This window comes from Haloparvum sedimenti (assembly GCF_001462205.1).
Lineage (GTDB): Archaea > Halobacteriota > Halobacteria > Halobacteriales > Haloferacaceae > Haloparvum > Haloparvum sedimenti.
The window spans coordinates 17,293-43,679 of sequence record NZ_LKIR01000033.1 but is presented as its reverse complement, the minus strand read 5'-3'; the positions used below and the strand labels follow the sequence as shown (position 1 = coordinate 43,679).

The window sequence follows — 26,387 nt, the reverse complement described above, 5'->3', positions numbered from 1 at the left end:
CCTCCCCGTATCCGGTGGTCGTGAACGTCTGAAACACGACCTGGAAGGAGCGGTAGAGCGGCTCCGGGTCCCCCTCCCACGTCGCCATGCCGTAGTTGTACAGGAGCGTCAGCGCCGCGGAGGTCGCCGCGACCAGCGCGAGATAAGCGACGGCGCGCCGGGAGCGCCAAGGAGTCATGTCCCGGCGTACGGCCCCAGGGGTTGTGGGTGTTGTCGGGTCGGAAGTCGGGCGGCACCGAACCGCGCCCGCGACCGACCTACTCCTCGTCGCCGAGGATGCCGCGCTCGGTCATCGTCGCGGGATCGAGCACCTCGTCCGCTTCCTCCTCGGTGAGGTACCCCTCGGAGACGGCGACCTCGCGGACCGTCTTGTCCTCCGCGAGGGCCTGCTTGGCGACCTTCGAGGCCTTGTCGTAGCCGATGGCGGGATTGAGCGCGGTCGCCAGCGCCATCGAGCGCTCGACGGCGTCCGCGCAGTGGTCCTCGTTGGCCTCCAGTTTCGCGACGAACTTCTCGCCGAACGTCTCCGCGGCGTTGGCCAGCAGCTCCGTCGACTCCAGGAAGTTGTGCGCCAGCACCGGCTTGTAGAGGTTCAGGTCGATCTCGCCGCGGGCCGCGCCCGCCGAGACCGCCGCGTCGTTGCCGACGACCTGCTTGTGGACCTGATTGACCGACTCCGCGACGACCGGGTTGATCTTGCCGGGCATGATCGAGGAACCGGGCTGGTTCTCGGGCTGCTCGACCTCGCCGAGCCCGTTCCGGGGGCCCGAGGCGAGCAGGCGGAGGTCGTTGGCGATCTTGTTGAGGCTCCCCGCGACCGTCCGGAGCGCGCCGTGGGCCTCCGACATGGCGTCGTGGGCCGCCTGCGCCTCGAAGTGGTTGTCCGCCTCGCGGAAGGTGGTGTTCGTCTCGTCGGAGATGTACTCGGCAGCGAGCGCAGGGAACTCGGGGTGGGTGTTGAGGCCGGTGCCGACCGCGGTCCCGCCGAGCGCCAGCTCGCGAAGGTGGAACCGGGCGTCGCCGACGCGCTTGATCCCCTTTTCGACCTGCGCGCGGTAGCCGCCGAACTCCTGCCCGAGTCGGATCGGCGTGGCGTCCTGCAGGTGGGTGCGGCCCGTCTTGACGACGCCGTCGAAGGCCGCCTCCTTCTCCTCCAGCTCCGCGTGGAGCACCTCCAGTGCCGGCATGAGGTCCTTCTCGACCGCCTCCAGCGCCGCGACGTGCATCGCTGTCGGGATCACGTCGTTGCTCGACTGGCCGTAGTTGACGTGGTCGTTCGGGTGGACGACGCGGTCGCCGACCTCCGTGCCCATGATCTCCGCGGCGCGGTTGGCGATGACCTCGTTGGCGTTCATGTTCGAGGAGGTGCCGGAGCCGGTCTGGAACACGTCGACCGGGAACTGGTCGTCGTGTTCGCCCGCGATCACCTCGTCGGCCGCGTCCTGAATGGCCTCCGCCACATCGTCGTCGATCAGCCCGAGATCGTTGTTCGCCTGCGCGGCCGCCTTCTTGACGACGCCGAGCGCGCGGACGAACCGCCGGCCGAAGGTGATCCCCGAGATGGGGAAGTTCTCCACGGCGCGCTGGGTCTGTGCGCCCCAGTAGGCGTCCGCCGGCACCTGCATCTCGCCGAGGCTGTCCTCCTCCACGCGGTAGTCGTCTCCCATGGGCGGGACCACGCCGGAGATCGGGTAAAAGCTACTGAAACCGTCGCGGCCGCCGCGCCGACCACCGCGTTTCGGAACCGGAGCTACGACGCGTCGTCGACCGGCGACAGCCCCGCCTCGCGCAGCGCCGCGTCGAGGCGCCCGTCGCCGTGTTCGGCGTACGCCGCGGGGGTGTACGTCTTGATCTCCAGCGCGTGGACCGACTCGGTCATCTCGTCGCCGACCGCGTCGTAAACGCGCTGGTGCTGTTGCACCAGCGGCTCCCCCTCGAAGGCGGGCGAGACGACGACCGCCGCGAAGTGGGCGTCCTCGTGCTCCTCGTCGGGCGCCCGCGGGGTCTCCACTCGCGCCACGCAGTCGTCGATGCCGGCCTCGATCAGGTCCGCGACCTCCTCGGGAGTCATGCCTCCCCCTACCGCCGCGGTCCTCAAAAGGGGACCGCAACCGGTTTTTCCGCCCCCGCCGAGACTCGACCGTGAGCGACGGGCCGCCGCTCGACCCGGACGCCGCCCGCGAGCGCCTGCTGACCGCACACGGCGACCTGCTCGCGACGACGCTCGACTGTGCGGACGCGGTCGCGGCCGGCTTCGAGACGACGGTCGACGGGCGGCCAGCCACCCGCGACTCGACCGCGATCAGGGGGCCGCTCCGCGCCGCCTTGGACCGCGCCGGTGCGCTCGACCGGTTCCCCGACGCGCTGATGGAGGCCGTCTCGGTCGCTGGCGGAGACCTGACGGCACCGCCGGTCGCAGCACCGCCGTACGTCGTCGTCACCTCCACCGGACCGGTGTTGCGCGCGACGCTCGGCGGCCGCAGACTCGTCGTCCGCGTGGAGGCGTTCGCGGTCGTCGACGGAGCGTTCGTGCGGACCGCGGGGACCGCCGGCGAAGCGCTTTCCGTCTCCGTCGCCGACTGACTCCTCGCCGACGCCAGAACAATCAGAAATCGGGAATTTGTCTGACGAATACTTATACACGATCCGCGTGATCCAGTCGCATGGACCCGAGAGAAACCGCCTGCGAACGCGTCACGCGCCGCGTCGCGGAGGAGACTGACGTCGACGCGCTCGACCTCCCCCCGCTGTTCGATGCAGTCGACCCGGACGCGCTGAACGCGCTGGTGGCGTCGATGGAGACGGGCGAGATCACGTTCGCCTACGCCGGACGGTCGGTGACGGTCACCGCCGACGGGGCTGTCCGCGTCGCGCACGACATCAGGTCGCCGTCCGGTGCCGTAGGCGGCGTCGCGGAGAGCCAAGTGCACTGAGGCACGGTCCACGACGCCGCCGGATCAGAGCTCCACGACGCCGTCGTCGGTGATAACCTCGTCGACGAGGCTCACCGGAACCGCGTCGTACATCGGGTTTTCTACGTCGACGTCCTCGATCGGCTCGCGCATCACCTCGACGGCGTCGCGGAACTCGTTCTCGAACCGGAAGTCGTCGATAACCTTCGCGCCCGACCCGACGACCGTGACTGGCACGTCGAGCTCGTTCGCGGTCGCCACGAGCGGGAGCGTCCCGATCCGGTTGTAGTAGGTGCGGTCAGTGATGCAGGTCATCCCGAGCACGACGCGGTCGCACTCGCGGAGCGCGTGTCCCATCGCCGAGTCGACGATCATCGTCGTCTCGACTCTCGGATTCGCCGCGAGCGCGCGGGCCGTCTTCCGGCCGAAGTAGCGCGGCCGCGCCTCGGTGACGTACGCCGAGAGGTGGATCCCCTCCTGTGTCGCCGCCTCCATCGCTTCGAGGACGGTCGTGGAGTAGTCGTGCGTGAGGACCGTCTCCTCGTCGACGAACGTCTCCCGCGCGCTCGCGGCCGCCTCCGCCTTGCCGCGCTCCACGTCCGCGACCACCTCCTCTATCGTCTCGCGGAGGCGCTCCTTGCCGTCCGCGACGGTCGTCGTCTCGCCCACGACCGAGCGCTCGATCTCGCGGAGGGCGTTGTGGAGGATCGCGTGGGAGGGGTTCGAGCGCCGGAGCACGCCCGCGTTGTGCTGGAGGTCCTGCTCGAACTCCTCGGCGGAGGCGTACTCGCGGTCGAGCAGCTCCTCGAGCGCGCGAGCGGCCTTCCTCGCGATCACCGAGGAGCTGTGGCTCCGCATCTCCCTGATCTCGGCGACCGTCTCGTCGATCATACGTACCGCGTCGGCGGCGCGCGGGAAAGTGGTTCCGGGCTGTGTCGAACCGACCTCCGGGCTGTCCTGAGTCGATCGCGTCCGGTCCACCCCGAGTCGACCGCGTCCGGTCCGCCCGAGTCCACCTTGACGCGCTCGCCGGAGAGAACTTGTCTCCGCGACCCCTACGGCTTCGCGTGAGCTACCCCGTCACCTACTACTGCCCGCGCTGCGAGACCCTGGTGAAACTCGACCGCGATGGCTACCTCGCGGACAAGTCGGTGACGCCGTACCCCCTCGAAGGGTGGACCTACGTCTCTCCGGACGGGGACTACGAGGCCGACGACGCCGACGGCGTCCGGTTCGTCTGCGGCGAGGAGGGGCGGCTGGCGGACGGAGAGCCCAACGACGCCGGCTGCGGCGAGCCCTTCTACCTCTCCTTCGTCCGCTTCGAGGACGGCCGCGAGGTCGAGCCGCGAGCGGAAAGCGAGTTCGTGACGATCGACCCCGACCCCCGATCGTCGGGACCGCGAGGACCCTCGGGGCCGGGCGGCGGTGGCGGATCGGGCGGGTTCTGGCCCTGACGGCCTCGACGAAGGCGAATTCTTCGCAGATATTTTTGGTTAAAAGAGCCGGTTGGTAGACGTGCAAGTATTGCACTACAGGCTCGTTTCAGTCGCAGGTGCCCTGCTGGAGGTCAAGTTCTTCTGGTGCAATGGTAACGCGGAAGGCAATACTTGGACACCTGCCAACGTTCAACTCGAATGTTTCGGTTCTTCCGTCGTCAAGTGAAACTGTGGCCTCATACACTCCTCCGTTGAATGCGTCTTCGATTTCTCGCTGAGAGTCGGGATCAATGCGATATGACTCATCAAGGACAGTCTCACCCGATCTTTGTTGGATGAGGGTTACATCAACAGTGTGTGTGGTCTCTTTCTGATTTCGGATTAGTATATATCCATCTCCTGCCGAGCGAAACCACATACAGCCGGTGAGAAGAGATGAAACGGATACCCCGAGGAACGCACGCCGGTACATGACAAATTCTGCATCCTCTATCGGTAAGTGCTTTCCCTGTACGAGCGATTCGTAAGTTCTTGTAGAATGCAGTACCTCATTTGTCGATACACCGATCGAAATAAGCCGGTTTGTATCTACAGATTGCTCAGGACGAACACTACGACGGCTCCTCCTCTCTTACTGTCACCCGATATTGCTGACCCCCGAACTCGTACGTGCGGGCATCTTGGAGTCCGAAGGGGGGAATCGAACTACTGAACTCCTCCAGGCGGACTCGATCGGCGTCATGTTTTCGGCTCAGTGCGATACTGTCGCGTAATTGGTCGTTCCGGACGACCTGCTCGGCGATGACCCGTTCTGCGTCGATCTCGGAACCGTCGATGCGTTCAAGGATGAACTTGTCCGGTTGGTCATCTTCGCCGTCTGATTCGCCGCGCGTCGAACGCGCAACGAGCGTCTCACCGTCCCACTCCGTTTCCGAGATCGCCGTCGTCGGCGTCAACTGTAACTGATCGGCATTCAAGTTGAACCCCGTTGCGAGTGCGATGCTATCTTCGTACGAGGCGGCCGCGAACCACCCGTCGGTCCCAAACGCGTAGTTACCGCCACCGAGACCAGCGAGTGTGAGCGATTCTGTCCCCTCTACGTTTTCGATGGAATCTCCGTCACTAACACGACCTGTTGCTACCGTTACAGTCCAGGTGTGTTCGTCGCCGGCTTCCAGCAGCATTAGCGGCTCCGGCCAGAACTCGGGCGCGATATAGTACCAGTCGCCGTCCACGCGCTTATACAGTTGCCAGTGATAGTGATTGGTCTCGAACTGCTGTTCACTCTGATTTCGGAGCGTGAACTCAACCGGCTGCTCCGGCTGGACTGACTGGGCCTCTGGAACGAGTACGATCGGCATCTCTTCGGGATCGACCGCCTCGTAGCAGACAACAAGTTCCGTATTATCAAACGCTGGGCACGCGCTTGAGGTGGTATTCCCGGGAAAGTGCGGAACCGACGGGGTAGATTCGGTTGGTGTTGTTTCATCGTCCCCTTCCGTCGTCGCGGGTTCGTTCGTGACGGTCGACTCTTCAGATACCGCCGTACAGCCAGCGAGAAGGACGCCACCGCCTGTGCAGAGGGCCGAAAGGACTCGCCTTTTGGTGGGCTTGATCATGTCGATCTGCTTCCAACGGTATTAGTATATGTCTTCTGTCCGTGCCTTGCACAGAACGATTCGTGAGTCCCCTGTATTGACCGATCCCTACATCACCTGTATTGAGCGATTGAGGAACCGGATAAACGGTCAACGGCGGCCGGTTGCAACGGAGCCCCCCCGATCGCCCGCAGAGCACCCCGCGCTCAGCCCTTGATGTTGCAGACCGGGAACGTCCGCGCCACCTTGTCGCCGATGCCCAACTCGTCGCTGACGCGGACGACCTCGTCGACGTCCTTGTAGACGCCGGGTGCCTCCTCGGCGATGGTCGCGCCCGACTGCGCCTTCACGTAGATCTTCTGTTGCTCCGCGAGGTCGTCCTGCACGTCGCCGCCCCAGAACTCCTGTTTGGCCTGCGTCCGGCTCATCAGGCGACCGGCGCCGTGGGCGGTCGAGCCGAACGAGAGGTCCATCGAGGCCGCCCCACCACGGAGCACGTACGACCCCGCGCCCATGCTGCCCGGGATGATGACGGGCTGGCCCACGTCGCGGTAGGCTTCGGGAACCTCCTCGCGGCCGGCGGGGAACGCCCGCGTCGCGCCCTTCCGGTGGACGTACAGCTCCCGGGTCTCGCGCTCGCCGTCGGCGTCCGGCTCGCCGACCGCGTGCTCCTCCTTCTTGCCGATGTTGTGCGCCACGTCGTACAGCAGCTCCATCCCGAGGTCGGCCATGGGGTCGGCGTCGAACACGTCGCCGAACACCTCGCGCGTCCGGTGGGTGATCAGCTGCCGGTTGGTCCACGCGTAGTTGATGCAGGCGCACATCGCGCCGTAGTACTCCTCGGCCAGCGCGGATCCGGCAGGCGCGGCCGCGAGTTCCTTGTCCGGCAGCTCCGCGAGCAAGTCGCCGTGTTGCTTCTCGATCTTTCGGAGGTAGTCGGTGCAGGTCTGGTGGCCGAGCCCGCGGCTCCCGCAGTGGATCAGGACGACGATCTGCCCCTCCGAGAGCCCGTACGCCTCGGCCACCTCGGGCCGGAACACGTCGGTCACGCGCTGGACCTCGAGGAAGTGGTTGCCCGACCCGAGCGAGCCGATCTGGTTCCGGCCGCGGTCCTTCGCCTTCTGGGTGACGAACTCCGGCCGCGCGTCCTCGCGCCGTCCCTCGTCCTCGCAGCGCCGCAGGTCCGAGGGGACGCCGTACCCCTCGTCGACGGCCCACTCGACGCCGCGTTCGAGGATCGCCTCGACCACGTCCGCGGTCCCCTTTACGATGCCGCCGCCGCCGAGCCCGGAAGGGACCGCCTCGAACAGCGCGTCGACGAGTTCCTCCTCGCGCCCGCGGAGGTCGTCGTAGGCAAGGTTCGTTTTCACCATTCTTACTCCGCAATTTATATCGTAGCCGATCGCTCCGGGCGAGATACAGCCGGTCCGGGTGTCGGTCGCCCCCACGCCGCCGACCGGGAAGCCGTATCCCTGGTGGCCGTCGGGCATGCAGATCGCGCGGTCGGTCATGCCGGGCAGGTGGGTCGCGTTCTTCAGCTGCTGGAGGGTGTCGTCGCTGCCGATCTGTTCGAGCAGCTCCTCGGACGCGAGCACGCGGGCGGGCACGTTCATGTCGCCCTCCCGCGGGATCTCCCAGACGTGCTCGCGCACCTTCTCCAGCCGGATTCCGTCGAACTCGCGCGTGGTCATACCGGAGAATCGACGCCACCGGGGAATAGCGTTACGTCCGGCGCCGCGGGCCGTGCCGCGCTCAGGCGATCGCGTCCTCGTCCGAACGGACGCGCCCGACTCCGGCGACCCCCGTCAGCACCGCGAACGTCGTTCCGAGCAGAACGCCGTACAGCACGTGTGCGAGCGCGATGACGACCGCGAACTCCATGCCCACGTCGATCCCCGGGAACGGGAGCGTCGGGATCGGCAGCGACGTCGCGTCCGCGAGCGCCAGCGAGACGGGGAGCAACAGCCCGCCGGTCAACAGCCCGAGCGCGGCGGAGTGAACGACCCCCAGCGAGACACAGCCGCCGAGGTCGACGAGCAGCTCCTCGAAGATGGGCCGCACGAAGACGACGACGAACAGCAGGCCGAACAGCATGCTGTTGAACAGGTGGACGACCCATCCAGCAAGCACCGTATCTCTGCCGATAAGCGTCGCGATCACCGGCATGAGACCCAGCGCCAGGTGCAGGACGAGGCCCATACCGACGCCGGCTGCGAGTCCCGCGAGCGCACCGGCTGCCAGCGTCCGGTCGGCGGCTCCGTCCGATAGTGCCATGTGTTCTCACACGATGTGACGACCAAAATCCGTTCCGACCGGTTCCTTGTCGGTTCAGTCGTTCCTTGGTGCCGGCTCCACGACCGCGTCCGAGCGGGCGGTCCGCCGGGAGTCCGAGAGGTAGTTGTCGAGTGCGTACGGGCCGGAGCCGGTGATGAGCAGCGCGGACGCGAGGCTGAACAGGCCGATATGTGCGAGCACGGGGTCGTCGGGGATCCCGAACAGCGTCAGCGTGAACACGAACATCGCGGCCAGCGCGGAGCCGCGGGTGAAGAAGCCGAGCGCGATGGCGATCCCGAGCGCCAGTTCGCCGAGGCCGGCACCGAGCACCCACAGTTCCGCGGGAAACGGCGTCGCCTCCGCGAGCCCGTAGTTCGCGACCACGCTCATCGCCATCTCCGGTGCGAGAAGCTTCTCCATCAGGCCGAGGAAGGCGAACCCGACCCCCATTCCCACCCGAATGACCGTCGGCACGTAGCGCTCGTAGGGGTCGACGCGCGCCTCGAACCACGCGGCAGCGCGGTGGATCGGGTCGACCTCGTTGTAGAAAGTGCCGGGCGTCGCCGCCACCTGCGCGAGCGTGTGGTCGGCGCTCGGTCGCCCGCTTCCGACGACGATCAGCGCGAGGAACCCGGGGATCCACTCCAGCGAGAAGGCCAAAAGCGGCTGAATCGGGAGGGCGACGAGGTAGACCACCAGCCCGGCGAGCGACGCGACCCGCGTTCCGAGTCCGAACACGAGCATGAACCCGAGCAGGATCTGGAGCAGGCGGTCGACGCCCGACCCGATCAGCGGCTCCACGACGGGATTGAAGAAGTAGCCCGCGAAGCCGGCGCCCACCAGCGGGAGCCCGAACCCGAGCCGGAGCAGCCACGGTAACAGGTCCCGGTAGCTCTCCATGACGCCCCGGAACACCGCCACGTCCCGGTTCAGCGCCTCCGTCTTCAGGTAGACGGCGATCGCCACGAGGACCGCGAGCGCCCCGCCCCCGAGCGCGGCGAGGTGCAGGGGGTCGGTCAGCGCCCCGGCCAGGAACCGGAGCGCCTCGCCTGCCTCCTCCGTGTCGGTGACGAACCGGACGTGTGCGGCCGCGATCCCCGACGCGAGCGCGATCCCGGCCAACGTCGCGGCGCCCCACGTCGCCGCCCGGACTGTGTGTCTGTTTCTCATAGTGCCGTGATTACTCCGGCAACCGGTTAAAAACCGGGGCGCCGCCGGTCAGTCCGCGACCGTGGCGTTCGTGTCGGCTCGGCCCGGTCGGAACGTCCCGGTGACGCGGCGGACGCCCACGAGCAGCACGCCGCCGGCCGCCAGCGGAACGAGCGCGCAGAACGCGTAGATCGGCTCGAACCCGACCGCCTCGACGAGCGGGAGCGAGACCATCGGGCCGAGCCCGCCCCCGATGTCGCCGAAGACGTTGTTCGTCCCCGAGGCGCGCCCCATGCGCTCGTCGGGCGTGAGGTCCGCCAGAAGCGCCATCAGGGGACCGCTCGTGCCGCCCTGTCCCGCGCCGATGAAGACGCAGGCGAACGACAACTCGATCACCGACCCGGCCCGGGCGAGCAGCAGGAAGCCGACGAAGGAGACGACGAGGAAGAAGAGCAGCACCGGCGTTCTGGACTTCCGCGTGTCGGAAACGCGGCCGCCGACGAGCATGAAGGCGGCCGCGGAGACCACCGTCCCGGCCATGAACACCCCGGAGGTGCCCTGCGGCGCGAGCCCGAACAGCGAGAGGTCGTGCTCGCCCAGAAAGAGCACCAGCGTCGCGAACAGTGCGCCGATGTACGCGAACATCAGCCCGAAGTTGACGAGTCCGACCGTCACGGCGGGGACGGAGGTGTCGATGTCCCACGGTTTCACGGAAGCCCCCTCGCCGTTCTCGACGTGGGTCTCGGGAACGAGGACGTAGGCGACGACGCTGGCGAACAGCGCGAACGCGGCCGCGAGCACGAACGCCGCGGCGTTGGAGTAGAGCGCGCTCACCACGCCGCCGAGCACGAGCCCGGCGGGAAAGCCCATCGTGATGCCGCCGCGGACGATGCCCATGTTCGTCCCGCGGGAGTCGCCGGTCGAGACGTCCGCGGCGATGGTGTACGCGGTCGCGAACACCGCCGCGGAGCCGATCCCCCACAGCACCCGGGCCAACAGGAACCACGCCTCCGGCGGTGGGACGAACAGCGCGACGACGTAGCCGAGCGTGGCGACCCCCTCGATGAACAGCCCGTAGACGAACGGTCGGCGCGTGCCGATGCGGTCGATCAGCGCGCCGGCGGGCGCGTTCGCGACGAGCCGGACGAACCGGTTCGCCGAAAGGATGAGTCCGACCATGAACGCGGAGATCCCGAGCACCGCGCCGAGATTCGGGAGGATGGGAAAGACGACGCCCCCGCCGAAGCCGACGAAGAAGGTACTCGCGATCACCGCCAGCAGGACGGCCGGTGGACGAGTGAAGCCGAAGGTAGGGAGTCGGTCGAACATCGTCAGCGATCCGCACCTCCCCTCATGGCGTCGAGGGCGATCCGCCTGCCCCGTTCAACCCGCCCGCCCTCGTCGGCGGATCGGCCGCGCGGTCCGACCCCCGTACTCATTCGGTCCAGTCACCGTCCGGATGATCTGCGGTTCCGGAGGGCGACTCGGAGCCGTCGCTCGCCGTCACGCCGTTCGTCGTCTCGTCGGCGTCATCCCTGCCCGCTGCCGTCTTCTCGACCGGCGGAAGGGACGCTTCCTCGGTGAGGACCGGCTCGACGATCCGTCGACGGACTTCCCGCGAGGTGACGCAGGTGTAGGTGTCGTCGCCGAGTACGTCCTCGCTCAGCGTGATCTGGCGGGTCCGTGCGCCGTCTATCGCCGCGGTTATCAGCGCGGCCAGTCGCTCGGGCTCGATGTCGCGGATCTGGCCCGCCTCGATGCCCTCGCCGATGATGTCCGCGAGCGTCTCGCGGAGCAGCCGGTCGCTGCGGTCCAGCTGTTCGCGGATGCGTTCGTTGAACGGCCCCTGCGACCGGAGCTCCAGGAGGGCGATGTGAAACGACTCGCGCTCGCTTTCGCTCGGATCGAAGACGAACCGATCGAGAAGCGTCGTGAGTCGAACCAGCGGGGGATCGTCGGCGGTTTCCTCGACCTTCTCCTCGAAGTCCGCGAGGATGTGGTCGAGGAACGCGACCAGGAGGTCCTCCTTCGTGTCGTAGTGGTAGTGGAGCAGCGACTTGCTCTTGGAACATTCGTCCGCGATGTCCTGCATCGTCACCCCCGCGTACCCGTGGGTACACAGCGCGCGGTACACGCCGTCCATGATCTCGTCCGCCGCGGAGGGCTCGTCCGTCATTGACTGACTGGTCAGTCAACCACACGTAAAAACGCGATGGATCGGGATGCACTCTCCGGAGTCCGACGATGCGTGCGACGGAAAGTGACGACGCCCGAAAGCGGCGGCGATCGAAAGCGGCGGCGACCGAAAGCGGGGACTTAGCGAGGTCGATCGCGAGAGCCGATCATCAGCGCGGCGCAACGCGCCACGTCGTCGCACCGGTGTAGGACCACTTCTCGACGGTCAGGTCGGGGATCCGACCCTGCAGCTGGACCATCAGGGCGCCGATCTCCTTCGGCGAGAGGCCGACATCGTCCGCGATGAACTTCGCCTTGAAGTACGTCTCGCCGTCGGCGGCCTCCTCACGGAGGTATTCGGCGAGGCGGGCGGCCTTGGGGGAGCCGTACGTCGAGTCGGTGGTGGCAGCGTTCGTGCTCATGGGTTGTGTGGGGGTTCAGGCGTCGGTCGTGCGGTCGGTGCTCGCGTCCCCGTGTCCGGGGCGGTAGTCGTGGCCGACGACGGCGCACGCGACGTTGGTCGCGAGGAGGACCAGGAAGAGCCCGGCGCTCGCGTCCACGACCATCCCGTGGAGGACGGGAAGGTACGTCAGCGGAAGCAGTACGGCGGCCCAGAACGCGAGGGCGCGCACGCCGACGGCAGTGAGCCGGCGGAACTTGTTCGAGAGCGCGGCACTCGCGCGAACCGGGGAGCGAGCGGCCGTGCGGAGGGATGTGTTTGACATGTGGGTCACCTGCCTCACTCCCGACGAGGCGTCCCGACCCCATATAAGGAGACGAGCCTTGCGTTGGATTCGGGTCGATTAACCACCACGCCGCCGTTTCAGAACGCTTTACCATGCTTTGTTGACTTTTCATAACCGCCTCAAAACGGGTTAGAACATTCATAAACTCTTCTCAGAGTGTTTCTCAAAAAGACGACAGTAGACGGACTCCCAACCGACGATCGACGGTCCGACAGTCGGCGTGGCGCCGAACTCGGGTGGCAACGTACCGCGCTCGTCGCGCGCGCCTCACTCCGCGTCGGCCGGGTCCCGGACCTCGTACCGGATCCCGTCCTCGCGCAGCCGGGAGGTGTGCCGCGAGAGCGCGTTCGCGACCGCCAGAAGCAGGACATCGAGACCGCGGACGGCCGCCTCCGCGACGCCCTCTACGGTCCCGAACCTGATGTCCGGTCGCACGTCCGCGCGCCTCGCGGCCGCGTACGCCTCGGTGCCGGCGACCGCGATCAGGTCGTGGTCGGCGGCGTAGTCGGCGATGGCCGCCGGCTCCGGCGGCGAGCCCTCGGTCACGGGCGGGACCACCAGCGCGGTCACCGTCCCGGGCTCGTAGTCCACGACGCCCTCGAAGTCCGTGACGCCGACCGCCTCTCCCGCCTCCCCGGCGGTGACCGCGACTGCGGACGCCGCCTCGCCGCTCCGTCCTCCGCCGCCGTCCCCGCCGTCTCCACCGCCATGGTCCCCGCCGACGGGCACCGCGTGGAGCACTCCGTCCCGCATGGTCAGTCCCACCGTGTCGCCCTCCGAGACCGCGTCGGTCGCGACCGCGGCGTCCACGTCGACGCTGCCCAGCACGTCCGAGGAGACCGTCTCGACGTATCCCTCCAGCGCGTCCGTCCGAGAAATGAGCCAATCGACGCCCTCCTTTGTCACCTCGTAGCGGCCTCGGCCGTGCTTCTCGACGTAGTCCGCCTCCACGAGGTCGCGGACGTAGTCGCTGACTGCCTGCGAGGTGACGCCGACCGCCTCCGCGATCTCCCCCTGGCTCACCGCCGGCTGTCGGCTAGCGATCTCGACGAGGACGCGGTACCGGGTCGCGTCGCGCTTGCTCGCGAGCACCCGCGGCGCCGTCGCCTCCTCGCGCCGCTCCGCGGGAGATCCGCCGTCGACCGCGTCGTCGTCGCTCATGGACAACCGTACTGGAGTTGGAGACAAGTAGCTTTGGTGTGGCGGCCGGTGCACCACAATCGGGAAGTCGCGCCCGTTGCTTGTCCGACCATGACCGACCACGACGAGGTGGATCTCGACTCGGGTCCCGACCCGGCCGACTTCGCGGCCGCGGACCCGGAGCCGGACTGGACGGACGGAGCGGACCCCGCCGTCCGCGCGGTCGGGATCGGCCCCGGCGCGGCGGAGTTCCTGACGCCCCGCGGCCGCGAGGCGATCCGGAGCGCGGACGTGGTCATCGGGTTCGAGACGGTTCTCGACTACGTCGCGGACGCGGCGACCGGCGAAACGCTGGCCTGCGGCTACCGCGACGAGGCGGCGACGCTGGCGACGTTCGCCGACCGGATCGCGGACGGTGCGACCGGTGTCGCCGTCCTGATGGGCGACCCGAACCACTCCGGGTACCAGTTCGTCGGCAAGGTCCAGCGGGCGGTCGCGGACGCGCTCGAAGCCGACGACGACCGCTCGCCCGTCCAGGTGGTCCCCGGCATCTCCTCGCTGCAGGTCGCCGCGAGCCGCGCCCGCACGCCGATGGAGGCGACGACGTTCGTCACGCTCCACAAGAGCGGGCCGCTAGACGACGACCTCGAGCGACTCCGCGCCGACGCCGGGGAGCGCCACCTGCTGGTGCTTCCGCGCCCCTACGACTGGATGCCGGGCGACGTGGCCGCGCACCTGATCGAGGCGGGCGCGGACCCCGACGCGACCGCGCTCGTGCTCGAGAAGTTGACGCACGACGACGAGACCGTCACGCACCTCTCGCTCGGCGCGCTGGCGGACGAGGCGGGCGGCGATGAGCCCGAGGACAGCCGCTTTTCGGACCTCTCCGTGCTGGCCGTGCGACGCCCCTGAACGTCGCCACATCGGCTTTCGCGGACCGGCGAACCGTGCCCGTCGCGGACGATTTATGTCCCTGCCGGCGAAGGGACGGGCATGAACGGCTTCGTGCTCGGGGGCACCGCTTCCGGGGTCGGCAAGACGGTCGCGACGCTGGCGACGCTCCGGGCGCTCGACGCGGCCGGGTACGATCCCGCGGCAGCGAAGGCCGGCCCGGACTTCATCGACCCGAGCCACCACGCCGCGGTCGCGGAGGCGCCCTCGCGCACGCTCGACACGTGGATGCAGGGGGTCGACGGCGTCCGGCGAAACGCCCGAAGCGCCGCGGGCGACACCCTCGTCGTCGAGGGGATGATGGGACTCTACGACGGGAGCGCCACCTCCACCGCGGCGACCGCCGCGGCGCTGGACGTGCCGGTCGTGCTCGTGGTCGACGCGGGCGCCGGCATGCAGAGCGTCGGCGCGACGGCGCTCGGGTTCCGGGAGTACGCCGCACGCGCCGATCTCCCGGAAGACGTCCGCGAGGCGGTCGACGACCCCCGCGTCGAGGTCGCGGGCGTCATCGCCCAGCAGGCCCACGGCGGCCGCCACGAGGCGGGGATCCGCGACGCGCTCCCCGAGGGAATTCGGTATCTGGGCCGCGTGCCGCCGACCGAGGGACTGGAGATCCCCGACAGACACCTCGGCCTCCATATGGGCGATGAGTCGCCGATCCCAGCGGACGAACTCGCGGAGGCAGCGGAACACCTCGACGCCCACGCGCTCGCGGACGTTGCCCGGCCGGTCGCGGCGCCGGAGCGGTCGCCACCGTCCGGCGCGCGGACCGACGCCACGGACGGCGACGACCGCCCGACGGTCGCCGTCGCGCAGGACGACGCGTTCCGGTTCTGCTACCCGGCGACGCGCGAGCGCCTCGCGCTGCTGGCCGACGTGACGACGTTCGCGCCGACCGCGGGCGACGACCTGCCCGCGTGCGACGCGGTGTACCTGCCCGGCGGCTACCCCGAGCTCCACGCCGCCGAGGTGGCGGCGTCGCCGGCGCTCGCGACGCTGGCCGAGCGCGCGCCCGAGGGGCTGCCGGTGCTCGGCGAGTGCGGCGGCCTGATGGCACTCTCGGAGACGCTGACGACCGTCGACGGCGAGACGCACGCGATGGCGGGCGTGTTGCCGGGCGACGTGGCGATGCACGACCGATATCAGGCGCTCGACCACGTCGCGCTCCGCGCGCGGGCGGACGGTCCGACCGCGAACGCGGGCGAGACGCACCGGGGCCACGAGTTCCACTACTCCTCGCACGCGCACGAGGGGACGGACGCCGACCTCGACCCCGCGACGGACGCCCGGTTCGCCTTCGACGTGGAGCGCGGCGAGGGCATCGACGGCGCCCGCGACGGGCTGACCGAGTACGCGACCGTCGGGACGTACGCGCATAGACACGCCGAGAGCGGGGCGTTCGACCGGCTGGTCGCGGCGGCCGCGGCGTTCGCGCGGCGGTAGCGCGAGCACAGGGCGCACCCGGGATCCGCGCGGGAGCGGTTTCGGACCCGGCGACCGCGCCCGGATCCGGAACCACTTCATCCGGCGACCGTCTTCGACGGAGCCGTGTCGGGCGAGGCGAACGGCGACGCGGCCGAGGAGTCCGTGGCGAGCCGAGAGGCCGGGGAGAAATCCGAAGCCGGCGGAGGCGGCGAGAGCGACGGGTCCGGCGAGAGCGGCGAGTCCGTCGTCGACGCCCTGTTCTCGGTGACCGGCGGCGCGGCCGTCGTGGTCACGGGGACGCTCGCGGGCATGGCGCTGGAGCTGTCCGGTCGCGGCCTGTTCACGCGCGCCTTCTCGCCGGAGGAGTACGGCCTCTTCTCGCTCGCGTTCACGGTCGCCTCCATCCTCGCAGTCGTCGCGACGCTCGGGCTCAGAAACGGCGTCACCAGACAGGTCGCGTATCACGGCGCGGGCGGGGCGGAAAAGGCGGACGGCTCCGAGGAGGATTCAAAAAACGGCTCCGCGGGCCGGACGGTCACGGACGAGACGGTTCTCACGCCCGCGAGCATCGTCACGTGGGGACTCGTCGCAGCGGTCGTCGCGAGCCTCGTCGTCTGCGCGGGCCTGTTCGCGCTGGCGGAGCCGCTCGCGTCGCTGTTCGGCCATCCCGAGTACGCGCTGGCGTTCCGCGTCGCCGCGGTCTCCATCCCGGGGCTCGCGGTCGTCCGCGTCTGCACCGCGGTGTTCCGCGGGTTCGGACGGACCGGCGAGCGCGTGGCGTTTCAGGAGTTGCTGCAGAAGGGCGCGCTCCCCGCGATCCTCGCGGCCGTCGTCTGGGCCGAGTGGGGGCTCGTCGCCGCGCTGCTCGCGTTCCCCGCCTCGTTGGCGCTGACTGCGGTCGCGTACCTGCTCTACACCGTCCGCGCGGATCCCGGCGACTTCCGCGGGGCCGCGGCCGCGTCGCTGCGGCGACCGCGCGAGGGATACGCGCTGCTGGCGTTCTCGTTCCCGCTGCTGTTCGCGTCGCTTTTGATCCAGATCATGTCGTGGACCGACATCCTGATGCTCGGCTACTTCAAGACGGCCGCGGCGGTCGGCATCTACGACGGCGTGCGCCCGCTGGTTCGGACCATCTCGATCATCTGGGGCTCGATGATCTTCCTCTACACGCCCGCCGTCTCGGAGTTCGCGGCAGAAGGGTCGGGCGAGGCGGTCAGGCGCGTCTACTTCGCGTTGACGAAGTGGTTCGCGTCCGTGACGTTCCCGGTCGCGACGACGTTCCTCCTCTTCCCGGAGGTCGTGCTGGGAGCGGTCTTCGGTCCGGAGTACCGCGCCGGCGCGCTTGCGCTTCGGGTGCTCGCGGTCGCCTACTTCCTCGGCAACGTGATGGGGCCGAACGGCGCGACGCTGACCGCGCTCGGCTACACGCGGGCGGTGATGTGGGCGAACCTCGTCGCCGCCGTCGGAAACGTCCTCCTCAACGTCTGGCTCATTCCCCCGTACTGTATCGTGGGCGCCGCGGTGGCGACGGCGGTCGCGCTCGTCGTCCGGAACGCGATCCGCGTCGTGTTGGTCTACCGCTTCTCCGGCGCGCACTCGCTCCGGGCGCCGATGCTCGTCCCGATGGGGATCACGGTCGCGGCCGCGGTCCTCGCCGCGCTGGCGGCCGGGGACGCGGTCGCCTCGCCCCTCGGGCTGGTGCCGTTTCTCGCGGGCCTGTTCGCCGTCTACTACGGCGCGATGGTCGGTCTCGGCTACACGGAGCCGGCGGACCGAGAACTGCTCGCGCGCGTTCACGGCCGGCTGACGCGGCGGTGACGTCGTTCGCGGGCGGGTCTCTCAGAGGCAGAGGGCGACGGCGGGGAGCCGGCAAGCGGGGCGGCGTGGAGGTAGACCTTTGGTCGGCGAACCGCTTGAACGGATCATGCTTCACGCCGAAGGCCCCCTGCTCACGATCGACGTGGGCGAGCGAACCGCGACCCGGACCGACATCGACGACCTCCTCGCGGAGTTCATCGGCGGTCGCGCGGTCGCGACGGCGCTCGCGCACGACCGCATCCCGTTCGACGCCGACCCGTTCGGACCCGAGAACCGCGCGTACCTCGCGACCGGTCCGCTCCAGCAGTCGGGGATGTCGTTCACCGGTCGGATGTCGATGACCGGCCTCTCGCCGCTGACGGACGGACTCGTCTCGACGAACGCCGGCGGCTACCTCTCCCGGGAGTTCTCCGGCGCGGACCTGTCGGTGCTGGAGGTCGTCGGCGCGAGCGACGAACTCCTGATCGCGCACGTCACCGACGAGGGCGTCGAGTTCGAGGAGGTCCCCGAACTGGCGGGCGCGGAGGTCCCCGCGGTGTCCGACCACGTTGCGGAGACGCGCGACCTCGGCCCGGAGAACTGCATCGCCATCGGCCCCGCGGGCGAGAACCTCGTCCGCTTCGCGTCGGTGATGACCTACGACTCGCGGGCGTTCGGCCGCGGCGGCCTCGGGGCGGTTCTGGGGTCGAAGAACCTGAAGGCGGTGACCTTCGAGGGCGACGCCGAGCCGGACGTCGAGATCCCGAACCCGCCGGAGATGGACGTCCACCGCGAGGCGGCCACCTCGGACGACCGCATGAAGCGGCAGGGGACGACCGGCGGCACGGAGTTCATCAACGAGAACTTCTCGCTGCCGACGCGCTACTTCTCGGAGTACGAGTTCGAGCACGCGGCCGGCATCGGCGGCGACGCCGTCGAGGAGAAGAAGTACAAGAAGGGTGCCTGCTCGGCGTGCGCGTACGCCTGCAAGCTCCCCACCCGCGACGAGGCCGAGGGGGTCGAGACGGAGGGGCCGGAGTTCGAGACGGTGTACGCGTTCGGCTCCAACCAGGGCGTCGGCGACATCGTCGACGTGATGAAGGCCAACGAGCTCTGTGACGTCCTCGGGATGGACACCATCTCCGCGGGCGTCACCGTCGCCGCCTATCTCGCCAGCGAGGACGAGTTCGGCAACGCGGAGCTCGCCCGCGAGATAACCGAGAAGATCGCATATCGCGAGGGGATCGGCGACGACCTCGCGGAGGGGGTTCACCGCGTCCACGACCGGTTGGGCGTCGACGACTACACCGTGAAGGGGATGGAGTTCGCTGCTCACGACGGCCGCGTCCTGCACGGCCAGGGGCTCTCCTACGCGGTCGCGAACCGCGGCGGCGACCACATGTACGCGGGGATGCTCGGGCCGGAGTACGCCGGCGAGATCGATCCCGAGGGGACGCTCGGCAAGGCCGAACTCCTCGTCGAGAAGGAGAACCGTAACGTCGTCCGCGACTCCGGCGTCGTCTGCGCGTTCGGCGGCGACTACGTCACCGACGACCGCCTCGCGCAACTGCTCGACGCGCCCTACGAGGACCTGTTGGAGCTCGGCGCGCGAACGATCGAACGCGAGCGCCACTTCAACAACGAGCGCGGCAAGGACGCGAGCGACGACGGGCTTCCGTACGACCTGCCGGACCTGGACGCCGCGATCGAGGAGTACTACGAGGAGCGCGGCCTCCGCGAGGACGGCACGCTCCCGGACGAGCGCGTGGAACCGGTCGCCGCGGACCTCGGTTCTAGTGGCGCGGGCGGTTCGGGCGCGTCTCCCGCAGACGATTAACGAACGCCGACGCCCGACTTTTCTCGCGCTACAGGCCGCTCCAGAGCCCGTGCGCGTACCGGTCGCCGCGGTCGCAAAGCATCGTGACGACGGTGTCGTCGCCGTCGAGAACCCCTTCCGCCGCGAGCTCCCGGACGAGCGCGACGTTGCCGCCGCTGGAGGGGCCGACGGCGAACGCGCCGCGCTCGTGGGCGGCGGTGTCGCTGTCGACTCGCAGGTGTTCGCGGACGGCTTCGGGGTCGTGCCGACCGGGGTCGCGGATCGTCACGTCGCGGTCGGCGTACCGCTCGCGGAGCCAGCGGGCCGCCTTGTGCGCCTCGTCCGTCCGGAGATAGCGCACGTTGTCCAGTCGCTCCGTCTCGTAGGCCGCGCGGTAGGGGTGGTCACCGGTGCGGAGGTAGCGCAACCCCTCAATGTCGGTCGTGTCGGCGGCCGGCTCGTAGCCGACCACCGTCGCGTCGTCGTCCAGCGCGCGGGCCACGCCCGACACCGTCCCGCCGGTCCCGACGCCCGTGACGAACGCCGTGACCGCACCGTCGGTCTGTCTGCGGATCTCCGCGCCGGTCGTGCGCTCGTGGACCGCGGGGTTGGCGGGGTTGTCGTACTGGTTCGGCCAGTGGTAGTCGCCGCTAGCGACCAGTTCCTCGACGCGGTCGATGATCGCGTCGTAGGTCGTGTCCGCGGGAACGGACCGGATCTCGGCGCCCGCCTCGCGGATGGCGCGGCGCTTGCCCGCACCGGCGTCCGCCTTCGTGACGATCTCCACGTCGTAGCCCCGGACGCCGCCCACGCGAGCGAGTGCCGCGCCGGTGTTGCCGCTGGACGGTTCGAGCACGGTCGGGTTCGCGTCCGGCCCCGCGTCCCGGTCGAGAACGCCCCGGTCCTCCGCGCGGTCCAGCATCGCGGCCGCGATCCGGCTCTTGACCGACCCGCCACCGAACGCCGCGTCCGCGAGGTTGAACCACTCGGCCTTGGCCAGCACCGTCGGCGCGACGCCCAGATCGAGTTCCACGAGCGGCGTCTCGAACAGCGTCGACTCGTCGACCGGTGCGGCGGCAGGCGCGTCCTCGGACATGGAGGGACCCATCGGTGCGCGCCACTTCAACGCGCCGGCCGCGGCGGTCCCGGCCGCGGTGGGGACCGAAAGCGTCCTCCGTCGGCCCGCCGCCCCGGATCCACGACTCCGCGTGTCACGGAAAGATAAGGTTCCGGACGCCGTGGTTCGTCCATGGAGACCAAGCGCTTCCTGTTCGTGTCGGCCGACGCGGCGCTGATCACGGACCTCGCGTGGCAGATTCACCGCGAGGGCCACGACGTGAAGTACTACATCGAGTCGGAGAGCGACCGGGAGATCGGCGACGGATTCGTCCCGAAGACGAACGACTGGCGAGCCGAGGTCGAGTGGGCCGACGTGGTCGTCTTCGACGACATCTGGGTCGGGCCGGACGTGGGCACGGGAGCGCTCGCGGAGGAACTCCGCGCGGAGGGACACGCGGTCGTCGGCGGGACGCCGAACACCGACCGGCTGGAGGAGGACCGCGGCTACGCGATGGCGGTCCTCGAAGACCACGGCGTCAACACCGTCGAACACCACGTCTTCGAGGACTTCGACGAGGGGATCCGGCACGTACAGGAGAACCCGGCGCCGTACGTCATCAAGCCGCTCGGCGAGGTGCAGAACGTCAAGCGGCTCCTCTACGTCGGAAACGAGGACGATGGGAGCGACGTGGTGGACGTGCTTCGGGCGTACAAGAAGGCGTGGGGCCACCGGATGAAGGGCTTCCAACTCCAGCGGAAGGTCGAAGGCGTCGAAGTCGCCATCTGCGGATTCTTCGACGGCACCCGGTTCATCGACGAGGTGAACTTCAACTTCGAGCACAAGAAACTGTTCCCGGGCAACATCGGCCCCTCGACCGGCGAGATGGGGACATCGATGTTCTGGGCCGGACAGAACGAACTGTTCGAGAAAACCCTGGGCAAACTGGAGGGCTGGCTCGCGAACGAGGGATACGTCGGCAGCATCGACATCAACTGCATCGTCAACGGGACCGGCATCTACCCGCTGGAGTTCACACCCCGGTTCGGCTATCCGACCATCGCGTTACAGGAGGAGTCCATCGAGTCGTCGACGGGCGAGTTCTTCTACGACCTCGCGCACGGCAACGACCCCACCCCCGAGGTACACAGGGGCTACCAGATCGGCGTTCGGGTCGTTCTGCCGCCGTTCCCGTTCGACGACGGGAAGACCTACGACGAGAACTCCCGGAACGCGGCCGTGGTGTTCGAGACGGAGAGTCGAGAGGGGATCCACATCGAGGACGCGAAGAAGGTCGACGGCCAGTGGCGCGTGGCCGGCGACAACGGGATGCCCATCGTCGTGACCGGCAAGGGGGACACGATGGGGGCCGCGCGCGAGCAGGCGTACGACCGCATCGACGACATCGTGATGCCCAACATGTACTACCGCGACGACATCGGTGAGCGGTGGATCGACGGCGACGGCGACCGCCTGCAGGCGTGGGGGTATCTCGGTCCCGCGGACGAGTAGCACACCGGACCCATGTTCGCACGGGCCGGTTTGACGCGCGACTCGGTCGGAACGCTCCTCGGACCGGCGTCGTTTTTCGCTATCCTCCTCGCGGGGCCGTTCGGCCTCGACCCGGAAGCGGCGGCCGTCCTCGCGAGCACGGCCTGGGTCGTCGTCTGGTGGGTCACGGAGGCGGTCCCCATCCCGGTGACTTCGCTCCTCCCGGTCGTCCTGTTCCCGATGACGGGAGCGCTGAGCGTCGGCGACGCGGCCGCGCCGTACGCCGACCCGATCGTGTTTCTGTTGCTGGGCGGGTTCCTGATCGCGCTCGCCATCGAGCGCTGGAATCTGCACCACCGCCTGTCGCTCCGGATCGTCGCCGCGGTCGGAACGAGCGGCAAGGGGCTCGTGCTCGGGTTCATGGGAACGACCGCCGTCCTGTCGATGTGGATCTCCAACACCGCGACCGCGATGATGATGGTGCCGATCGGGGCCGCCGTGATCGCCGAACTCACGGCGGACGGCGGACGGACGACGCCCTCGATCGACCGCGCGGAGGTCGCAGCGCCCGACGACCCGCGTGACGTTGACGGCGGACTCCTTCCCGGACTTGGGGGGGGAGCCGGCGGACCTGCCCGACACGTCGTTCGGGCTGGCGATCATGCTCGGGATCGCCTACGGCGCGTCGATCGGGGGCGCTGCGACGATCGTCGGCAGCCCGCCGAACGCGGTGCTCGCTGGGGTCGCGAAGTCGCGACTCGGCCTCGATATCGGGTTCCTGGAGTGGATGATGGTGGGGGTGCCGATCGCCGCCGTCTTCCTCCTCGTGACGTGGGCGCTTCTCGTCGTGCTGTTGCGGCCGACGGTCGAGAGACGACCCGGCCGGATCGACGTCGTCGAGGAGCAACTGGCCGAACTCGGCCCCATGACCGTCGGCGAGCGTCGGGCACTTGCCGTGTTCGGGGTCGTCGCCGGGGGGTGGGTAGTCCGACCGTTCCTGCTCCAGCCGGTGATGCCGGCGCTCACCGACGCGATGATCGCCGTCGTCGGGGCCGTCCTCGTGTTCCTGGTCCCCGTCGACGGCGAGCGGCTGCTCGACTGGGAGGACACGTCCCGGGTTCCGTGGGGCGTCCTGCTGCTGCTCGGAGCCGGTTTCTCGATGGCTCGCGGGTTCCAGGAGAGCGGACTCGACGTCGTCGTCGCGGAGCGGCTCACCGAGGTCGGGACGGCGGGGCTCGCGGGGACGGTCCTGCTCGTCGCGACCGTCGTCATCCTGCTCACCAACGTCACCTCGAACACCGCGACTGCGTCGCTGTTCATGCCGATCGCGGCGAGCATCGGGCTCGCGATCGGGGTGACGCCGCTCACGCTGATGGCGACCGCGGCGTTCGCGGCCTCGTTCGCGTTCGTGCTGCCCGTCGCGACCGCACCGAACGCGATCGTGTTCGGCAGCGGCTACGTGACGATCCCGCAGATGGCCAGGGTAGGACTCGCCCTCACACTCCCCGCGATCCTCGTCATCGCCGCGTTCGCGATCTGGTGGATCCCCGTGGTCTGGACGTAGCGACGGTCCGCCGCCCGAACGTGACTCGGACGTGGTCCAGACGTGACCCCGTCAGAGCCCCCAGCCGGCCGCGATGCCGACCGTCGCCACGACCGCGAGCAGGAGCTGTAGCGGTCCGCCGACCTTGAGAAAGTCGGTAAACTTGTAGCCGCCGGGGCCGTACACCATCAGGTTCGTCTGGTAGCCGACCGGCGTCATGAACGACGTGGCGGACGCGAACATCACCGCAAGCAGGAACGCGAACTCGTTCGCGCCCAGCCGGGCGGCCGCGTCGACGCCGACCGGGATCATCAGGACCGCGGTCGCCACCGGGGTGATGACGCTCGCGAGCAGACCGACGACCACGTAGAGGAGGAACAGCACGCCGATCAGCGGGAGGACGTCGTCGAGGGCCACGAGGGCCTCCGCGATGACGGCCGCGCCGCCGGTCGACTCCAGCGCGATCCCGAGCGGGATGACGCCCGCGAGCAGGAAGACCACGTTCCACGACACCGCGTCGTAGGCGTCCGCGGTCGTCAGACAGCCGGTGACGACCATCGCCACGACGCCGGCGAGCGCGGCGATGACGACGGGGAGGACGTCGAGCGCCGCGATCGCGACGACCGCTGCGAGGATCCCGAGCGCGATCGGAGTCTTCGGCGAGAGGGGCGCGATCTCGGCGGCGGACGCCGCCGCCAGTTCCTCGACGGCGCGCTCGTCGGCGACGACGAGCTCTCCAGTCTCCGTGAAGTAGCCGATCGCGGCCGGCGTCGTCCGAACCAGCAGGAGGTCGCCGGCCTGAAGCGTCCGGTCGGCGAGCTCGGTGCGGATCAGATCGCCCTCCCGACGCACGGCGAGCACGGTCGTCTCGTGGTACTCGTGGAGCCCGGTCTCGGCGATCGTCTCTCCCACGTACCTGGAGCTGTCGGGGACCACCGCCTTCGCCAGCGTTCCCTCGGTCGCGGCCGTCTCGAAGGTGTCCTCCGTGACGGCGTCGCCGGCGCGCTGTCCGAGGCCCGTCGCCTCGCGGAACCGGTTGACGGCCTGCAAGTTCCCGTGGACGACGAGGGCGTCGCCCGCTCCGATGACACGGTCCGAGTGAGGGCCGGCGTAGGCGTCGCCGCCCCGGCGCGCCTGCAGGATCCGGACGTCGGGGTGGGCCGCGTCGAACGCCTCGACCGATTCCCCCACCGCGCTGGAGTCCGGGCGCACCTGCATGACCGTCAGGTAGTCGTCGAGGTCGAACTCGGACACGGGATCGCTGTCGGGCGGGACGCGGGCGGGCGTCAGCCGCCACCCGACCGTCAGCAGGTATGCGAGGCCGACGGCGAGCAACACGGCGCCGAGGCCGGTGAACTCGAACATCCCGATCCCGTCCCGGCCGTCGATCAGGAGGCGCGCGAAGTCGCTGGCGAGGATGTTCGTCGACGTCCCGATGAGCGTGAGCGTCCCCCCGAGGATCGCCGCGTACGAGAGCGGGAGCAGGAGCTTCGAGGGGCTCATTCCCGAGTCCTCAGCGAGGCCGGAGACCATCGGAATGAACACCGCGACGACGGGGGTGTTGTTCACGAATCCGGCGATCGGACCGGTGGTACAGACGGTCGCGACGAGCGCGCGGAACTCCGATCCGCCGGTGAAATCGGCGAGGGAGACGCCGAGACGTTCGACGATCCCGGTCCCTTGGACGCCGGCGCTGAGCATGTACATCGCGATGATGGTGACGGTCGCGGGGTTCGCGAAGCCGGAGATCGCGGCGCGAGTCCCCACGCCGGTCCACGGTTCGAGGATCACGAGCGCGGCGACGACGGCGATCGCGGTGACGTCGTTGGGGACGACCTCGGTGACGAACGCCGTGAGCATCACGAGGATGAGGAGGAACACGACCGCCGCGCCGGACACCTCGAAAATCGCCATGCGCTCCCGACTCGGGTCGAACCCTTCACTGTTTCGTCGCCCTCGTCAGGCGAGCCGGCTATCCGGTGATCCGGCTGCCTGTCGGCCCGGAAATCCGGCGATGCCCCGTTCACGCACTGCCGGAAGCCCGATTTTTAACATCCCCTTACGGGTTATCTGTCAAACATGTCCGTTCGGACGGTACGCGGTACGGTGGGTGGAATGGGCAGGCGGGCGAACCCGGCGTTCGCGGTCGCGGCGGTGGTGGTCCCCCTCGCCGCGCTCGGCTACGCGCTGACGGTCGCGTCGCTGCAGACGCACACGTACGTCCACGTGATGGCGGGGGTGCTCTGGACCGGCTTCGACCTGTTCATCGGCGCGGTGCTCGGGCCGGTGGTCGGGGGGCTCGACGACGAGACGAGCGCCGCGGTGTTCCAGCGATTGACGCCCAAGACGGCGTTCCTGCTGCCGGCGCTGGCGCTGACGACCATCGCGGGCGGGATCACGCTCGCGCTTCGGCTGAACCTGTTCCCGAACGCGGAACCGTGGCTCGCGCTGTTCACCGCCGCGAACCTCGTGCCGATCCTGCTGCTGCTCGGCTGGCGGCTGGACGCGTGGAACGACCGGCGCTGGCAGGTCCCGTTCGCGGTCGCGACGGTCGGATCGCTGGCGTGGGTCGCGGTCACGATCGGGGACCTGCAGGCGACGACGCCCGCGATCATGGTCGCGCTCGGGCTGGTGACGGTGCTGTCCGTGCAGGGGTTCGGCTTCCTGTTACCGGGCGAGCTCCGGATGTACGCGGAGATGACCTCGCCGGATCCGGACGCCTCGATCATCGCCGCGGTCGGGCGACAGAACGCCAAGCTCGGCGGCGTGCAGGGGCTCGTGCAGCTGCTCGTGATCCTCGACATGGTGTACCTGCGCTACGGTGGGTTCTGAGACCCGTTTTTCTGACGTGCTGGCTTATCTGACCGGTGGCAAACA

General features: G+C 69.1%; 25 protein-coding genes and 2 pseudogenes. 11 read left to right on the top strand and 16 right to left on the bottom strand.

All coding sequences use genetic code 11. The features are described from left to right. The 3 genes and pseudogenes from AN233_RS18345 to AN233_RS01810 form a co-directional block, all read right to left on the bottom strand. Window positions 1–178, bottom strand: a pseudogene (locus AN233_RS18345) (potassium channel family protein); the annotation flags it as partial. A gap of 79 nt (window positions 179–257) precedes the next feature. After that, window positions 258–1,667 (bottom strand): class II fumarate hydratase, encoded by a 1,410-nt coding sequence (locus AN233_RS01815; protein ID WP_058365162.1) that lies wholly within the window; start codon window positions 1,665–1,667, stop codon window positions 258–260. An 83-nt stretch (window positions 1,668–1,750) separates the two neighbouring features. Further along, window positions 1,751–2,071 carry a BolA family protein gene (locus AN233_RS01810; protein ID WP_058365161.1) on the bottom strand — a complete coding sequence of 107 codons (321 nt, stop codon included), beginning with the start codon at window positions 2,069–2,071 and terminating at the stop codon, window positions 1,751–1,753. A gap of 71 nt (window positions 2,072–2,142) precedes the next feature. On the opposite strand from AN233_RS01810, the gene AN233_RS01805 reads away from it, so the two are divergent. Further along, entirely contained in the window at window positions 2,143–2,583 is a 441-nt protein-coding gene (locus tag AN233_RS01805) for a hypothetical protein (RefSeq protein WP_058365160.1), read from the top strand. Between the two features lie 80 nt (window positions 2,584–2,663). Further along, window positions 2,664–2,933, top strand: coding sequence for a HalOD1 output domain-containing protein (locus tag AN233_RS01800; protein WP_080508297.1), 270 nt, complete (start codon window positions 2,664–2,666; stop codon window positions 2,931–2,933). Window positions 2,934–2,957: 24 nt separating this feature from the next. Here the strand turns inward: AN233_RS01800 and AN233_RS01795 are convergent, their stop codons facing one another. Next, window positions 2,958–3,803, bottom strand: coding sequence for a translation initiation factor eIF-2B (locus tag AN233_RS01795; protein ID WP_058365159.1), 846 nt, complete (start codon window positions 3,801–3,803; stop codon window positions 2,958–2,960). A gap of 176 nt (window positions 3,804–3,979) precedes the next feature. On the opposite strand from AN233_RS01795, the gene AN233_RS01790 reads away from it, so the two are divergent. Further along, entirely contained in the window at window positions 3,980–4,366 is a 387-nt protein-coding gene (locus AN233_RS01790) for a hypothetical protein (RefSeq protein WP_058365158.1), read from the top strand. Between the two features lie 88 nt (window positions 4,367–4,454). On the opposite strand, the gene AN233_RS16670 is transcribed toward AN233_RS01790, so the two are convergent. The 10 genes from AN233_RS16670 to AN233_RS01745 all read right to left on the bottom strand — a co-directional run bounded on the left by AN233_RS16670 (window position 4,455) and on the right by AN233_RS01745 (window position 13,451). Then, window positions 4,455–4,820, bottom strand: coding sequence for a hypothetical protein (locus AN233_RS16670; protein WP_125919952.1), 366 nt, complete (start codon window positions 4,818–4,820; stop codon window positions 4,455–4,457). Between the two features lie 139 nt (window positions 4,821–4,959). Beyond that, window positions 4,960–5,967: a hypothetical protein gene (locus AN233_RS01785; protein ID WP_125919951.1), complete on the bottom strand. Its 1,008-nt coding sequence runs from the start codon at window positions 5,965–5,967 to the stop codon at window positions 4,960–4,962. 185 nt (window positions 5,968–6,152) lie between these two features. After that, a complete protein-coding gene (locus AN233_RS01780) occupies window positions 6,153–7,637 on the bottom strand; it encodes an RtcB family protein (protein ID WP_058365156.1) in 1,485 nt (494 codons plus the stop codon). A 61-nt stretch (window positions 7,638–7,698) separates the two neighbouring features. Beyond that, window positions 7,699–8,220, bottom strand: coding sequence for a hypothetical protein (locus tag AN233_RS01775; protein WP_058365155.1), 522 nt, complete (start codon window positions 8,218–8,220; stop codon window positions 7,699–7,701). A gap of 54 nt (window positions 8,221–8,274) precedes the next feature. Next, a complete protein-coding gene (locus AN233_RS01770; RefSeq protein ID WP_058365154.1) occupies window positions 8,275–9,390 on the bottom strand; it encodes a DoxX family protein in 1,116 nt (371 codons plus the stop codon). Window positions 9,391–9,438: 48 nt separating this feature from the next. Next, window positions 9,439–10,698, bottom strand: a complete 1,260-nt coding sequence (locus AN233_RS01765) for an MFS transporter (RefSeq protein ID WP_058365153.1) — start codon at window positions 10,696–10,698, stop codon at window positions 9,439–9,441. Between the two features lie 106 nt (window positions 10,699–10,804). Then, complete coding sequence (locus tag AN233_RS01760) at window positions 10,805–11,545, bottom strand: TetR/AcrR family transcriptional regulator (protein ID WP_080508296.1); 741 nt, start codon at window positions 11,543–11,545, stop codon at window positions 10,805–10,807. A gap of 169 nt (window positions 11,546–11,714) precedes the next feature. After that, window positions 11,715–11,966, bottom strand: coding sequence for a DUF7123 family protein (locus AN233_RS01755; protein WP_058365152.1), 252 nt, complete (start codon window positions 11,964–11,966; stop codon window positions 11,715–11,717). Between the two features lie 15 nt (window positions 11,967–11,981). After that, a complete protein-coding gene (locus AN233_RS01750) occupies window positions 11,982–12,269 on the bottom strand; it encodes a hypothetical protein (RefSeq protein WP_125919950.1) in 288 nt (95 codons plus the stop codon). A gap of 288 nt (window positions 12,270–12,557) precedes the next feature. Beyond that, window positions 12,558–13,451, bottom strand: a complete 894-nt coding sequence (locus AN233_RS01745; RefSeq protein WP_058365150.1) for a DUF7839 domain-containing protein — start codon at window positions 13,449–13,451, stop codon at window positions 12,558–12,560. A 90-nt stretch (window positions 13,452–13,541) separates the two neighbouring features. Between AN233_RS01745 and AN233_RS01740 the strand changes: the two genes are divergently transcribed. From AN233_RS01740 to AN233_RS01725, 4 genes are all read left to right on the top strand, one after another. Next, window positions 13,542–14,342 carry a cobalt-precorrin-7 (C(5))-methyltransferase gene (locus AN233_RS01740; protein WP_058365149.1) on the top strand — a complete coding sequence of 267 codons (801 nt, stop codon included), beginning with the start codon at window positions 13,542–13,544 and terminating at the stop codon, window positions 14,340–14,342. Window positions 14,343–14,423: 81 nt separating this feature from the next. Beyond that, window positions 14,424–15,824, top strand: coding sequence for a cobyrinate a,c-diamide synthase (locus tag AN233_RS01735; protein ID WP_058365148.1), 1,401 nt, complete (start codon window positions 14,424–14,426; stop codon window positions 15,822–15,824). Window positions 15,825–15,929: 105 nt separating this feature from the next. Next, on the top strand, window positions 15,930–17,624 hold the full coding sequence (locus tag AN233_RS01730; protein WP_058365147.1) for a flippase: 1,695 nt from the start codon (window positions 15,930–15,932) through the stop codon (window positions 17,622–17,624). Between the two features lie 106 nt (window positions 17,625–17,730). Further along, a complete protein-coding gene (locus AN233_RS01725; RefSeq protein WP_058365146.1) occupies window positions 17,731–19,440 on the top strand; it encodes an aldehyde ferredoxin oxidoreductase C-terminal domain-containing protein in 1,710 nt (569 codons plus the stop codon). A 28-nt stretch (window positions 19,441–19,468) separates the two neighbouring features. Here AN233_RS01725 and AN233_RS01720 read toward each other — a convergent pair whose 3' ends face one another. After that, on the bottom strand, window positions 19,469–20,515 hold the full coding sequence (locus tag AN233_RS01720; protein WP_058365145.1) for a PLP-dependent cysteine synthase family protein: 1,047 nt from the start codon (window positions 20,513–20,515) through the stop codon (window positions 19,469–19,471). Window positions 20,516–20,668: 153 nt separating this feature from the next. Between AN233_RS01720 and AN233_RS01715 the strand changes: the two genes are divergently transcribed. The 3 genes and pseudogenes from AN233_RS01715 (at window position 20,669) to AN233_RS18215 (ending at window position 23,531) form a co-directional block, all read left to right on the top strand. Continuing rightward, window positions 20,669–21,988, top strand: a complete 1,320-nt coding sequence (locus tag AN233_RS01715; RefSeq protein ID WP_058365144.1) for a phosphoribosylamine--glycine ligase — start codon at window positions 20,669–20,671, stop codon at window positions 21,986–21,988. 12 nt (window positions 21,989–22,000) lie between these two features. Then, window positions 22,001–22,426: pseudogene (locus tag AN233_RS18220) on the top strand (SLC13 family permease); the annotation flags it as partial. A gap of 121 nt (window positions 22,427–22,547) precedes the next feature. Beyond that, a complete protein-coding gene (locus AN233_RS18215; protein WP_058365142.1) occupies window positions 22,548–23,531 on the top strand; it encodes an SLC13 family permease in 984 nt (327 codons plus the stop codon). Window positions 23,532–23,582: 51 nt separating this feature from the next. On the opposite strand, the gene AN233_RS01700 is transcribed toward AN233_RS18215, so the two are convergent. Further along, complete coding sequence (locus tag AN233_RS01700; protein ID WP_058365141.1) at window positions 23,583–25,424, bottom strand: SLC13 family permease; 1,842 nt, start codon at window positions 25,422–25,424, stop codon at window positions 23,583–23,585. 201 nt (window positions 25,425–25,625) lie between these two features. On the opposite strand from AN233_RS01700, the gene AN233_RS01695 reads away from it, so the two are divergent. Beyond that, entirely contained in the window at window positions 25,626–26,342 is a 717-nt protein-coding gene (locus AN233_RS01695) for a hypothetical protein (RefSeq protein WP_058365170.1), read from the top strand. The last annotated feature ends 45 nt before the right edge of the window (window positions 26,343–26,387 follow it).

Bases quoted from the DNA above. Each gene is read 5' to 3' on its own strand.
- AN233_RS01815 (WP_058365162.1), bottom strand. From the start codon at position 1,667: ATGGGAGACGACTACCGCGTGGAGGAGGACAGCCTCGGCGAGATGCAG.
- AN233_RS01810 (WP_058365161.1), bottom strand. From the start codon at position 2,071: ATGACTCCCGAGGAGGTCGCGGACCTGATCGAGGCCGGCATCGACGAC.
- AN233_RS01800 (WP_080508297.1), top strand. From the start codon at position 2,664: ATGGACCCGAGAGAAACCGCCTGCGAACGCGTCACGCGCCGCGTCGCG.
- AN233_RS01795 (WP_058365159.1), bottom strand. From the start codon at position 3,803: ATGATCGACGAGACGGTCGCCGAGATCAGGGAGATGCGGAGCCACAGC.
- AN233_RS16670 (WP_125919952.1), bottom strand. From the start codon at position 4,820: ATGTACCGGCGTGCGTTCCTCGGGGTATCCGTTTCATCTCTTCTCACC.
- AN233_RS01785 (WP_125919951.1), bottom strand. From the start codon at position 5,967: ATGATCAAGCCCACCAAAAGGCGAGTCCTTTCGGCCCTCTGCACAGGC.
- AN233_RS01780 (WP_058365156.1), bottom strand. From the start codon at position 7,637: ATGACCACGCGCGAGTTCGACGGAATCCGGCTGGAGAAGGTGCGCGAG.
- AN233_RS01775 (WP_058365155.1), bottom strand. From the start codon at position 8,220: ATGGCACTATCGGACGGAGCCGCCGACCGGACGCTGGCAGCCGGTGCG.
- AN233_RS01770 (WP_058365154.1), bottom strand. From the start codon at position 9,390: ATGAGAAACAGACACACAGTCCGGGCGGCGACGTGGGGCGCCGCGACG.
- AN233_RS01765 (WP_058365153.1), bottom strand. From the start codon at position 10,698: ATGTTCGACCGACTCCCTACCTTCGGCTTCACTCGTCCACCGGCCGTC.
- AN233_RS01760 (WP_080508296.1), bottom strand. From the start codon at position 11,545: ATGACGGACGAGCCCTCCGCGGCGGACGAGATCATGGACGGCGTGTAC.
- AN233_RS01755 (WP_058365152.1), bottom strand. From the start codon at position 11,966: ATGAGCACGAACGCTGCCACCACCGACTCGACGTACGGCTCCCCCAAG.
- AN233_RS01750 (WP_125919950.1), bottom strand. From the start codon at position 12,269: ATGTCAAACACATCCCTCCGCACGGCCGCTCGCTCCCCGGTTCGCGCG.
- AN233_RS01745 (WP_058365150.1), bottom strand. From the start codon at position 13,451: ATGAGCGACGACGACGCGGTCGACGGCGGATCTCCCGCGGAGCGGCGC.
- AN233_RS01740 (WP_058365149.1), top strand. From the start codon at position 13,542: ATGACCGACCACGACGAGGTGGATCTCGACTCGGGTCCCGACCCGGCC.
- AN233_RS01735 (WP_058365148.1), top strand. From the start codon at position 14,424: ATGAACGGCTTCGTGCTCGGGGGCACCGCTTCCGGGGTCGGCAAGACG.
- AN233_RS01725 (WP_058365146.1), top strand. From the start codon at position 17,731: ATGCTTCACGCCGAAGGCCCCCTGCTCACGATCGACGTGGGCGAGCGA.
- AN233_RS01720 (WP_058365145.1), bottom strand. From the start codon at position 20,515: ATGTCCGAGGACGCGCCTGCCGCCGCACCGGTCGACGAGTCGACGCTG.
- AN233_RS01715 (WP_058365144.1), top strand. From the start codon at position 20,669: ATGGAGACCAAGCGCTTCCTGTTCGTGTCGGCCGACGCGGCGCTGATC.
- AN233_RS01700 (WP_058365141.1), bottom strand. From the start codon at position 25,424: ATGGCGATTTTCGAGGTGTCCGGCGCGGCGGTCGTGTTCCTCCTCATC.
- AN233_RS01695 (WP_058365170.1), top strand. From the start codon at position 25,626: ATGGGCAGGCGGGCGAACCCGGCGTTCGCGGTCGCGGCGGTGGTGGTC.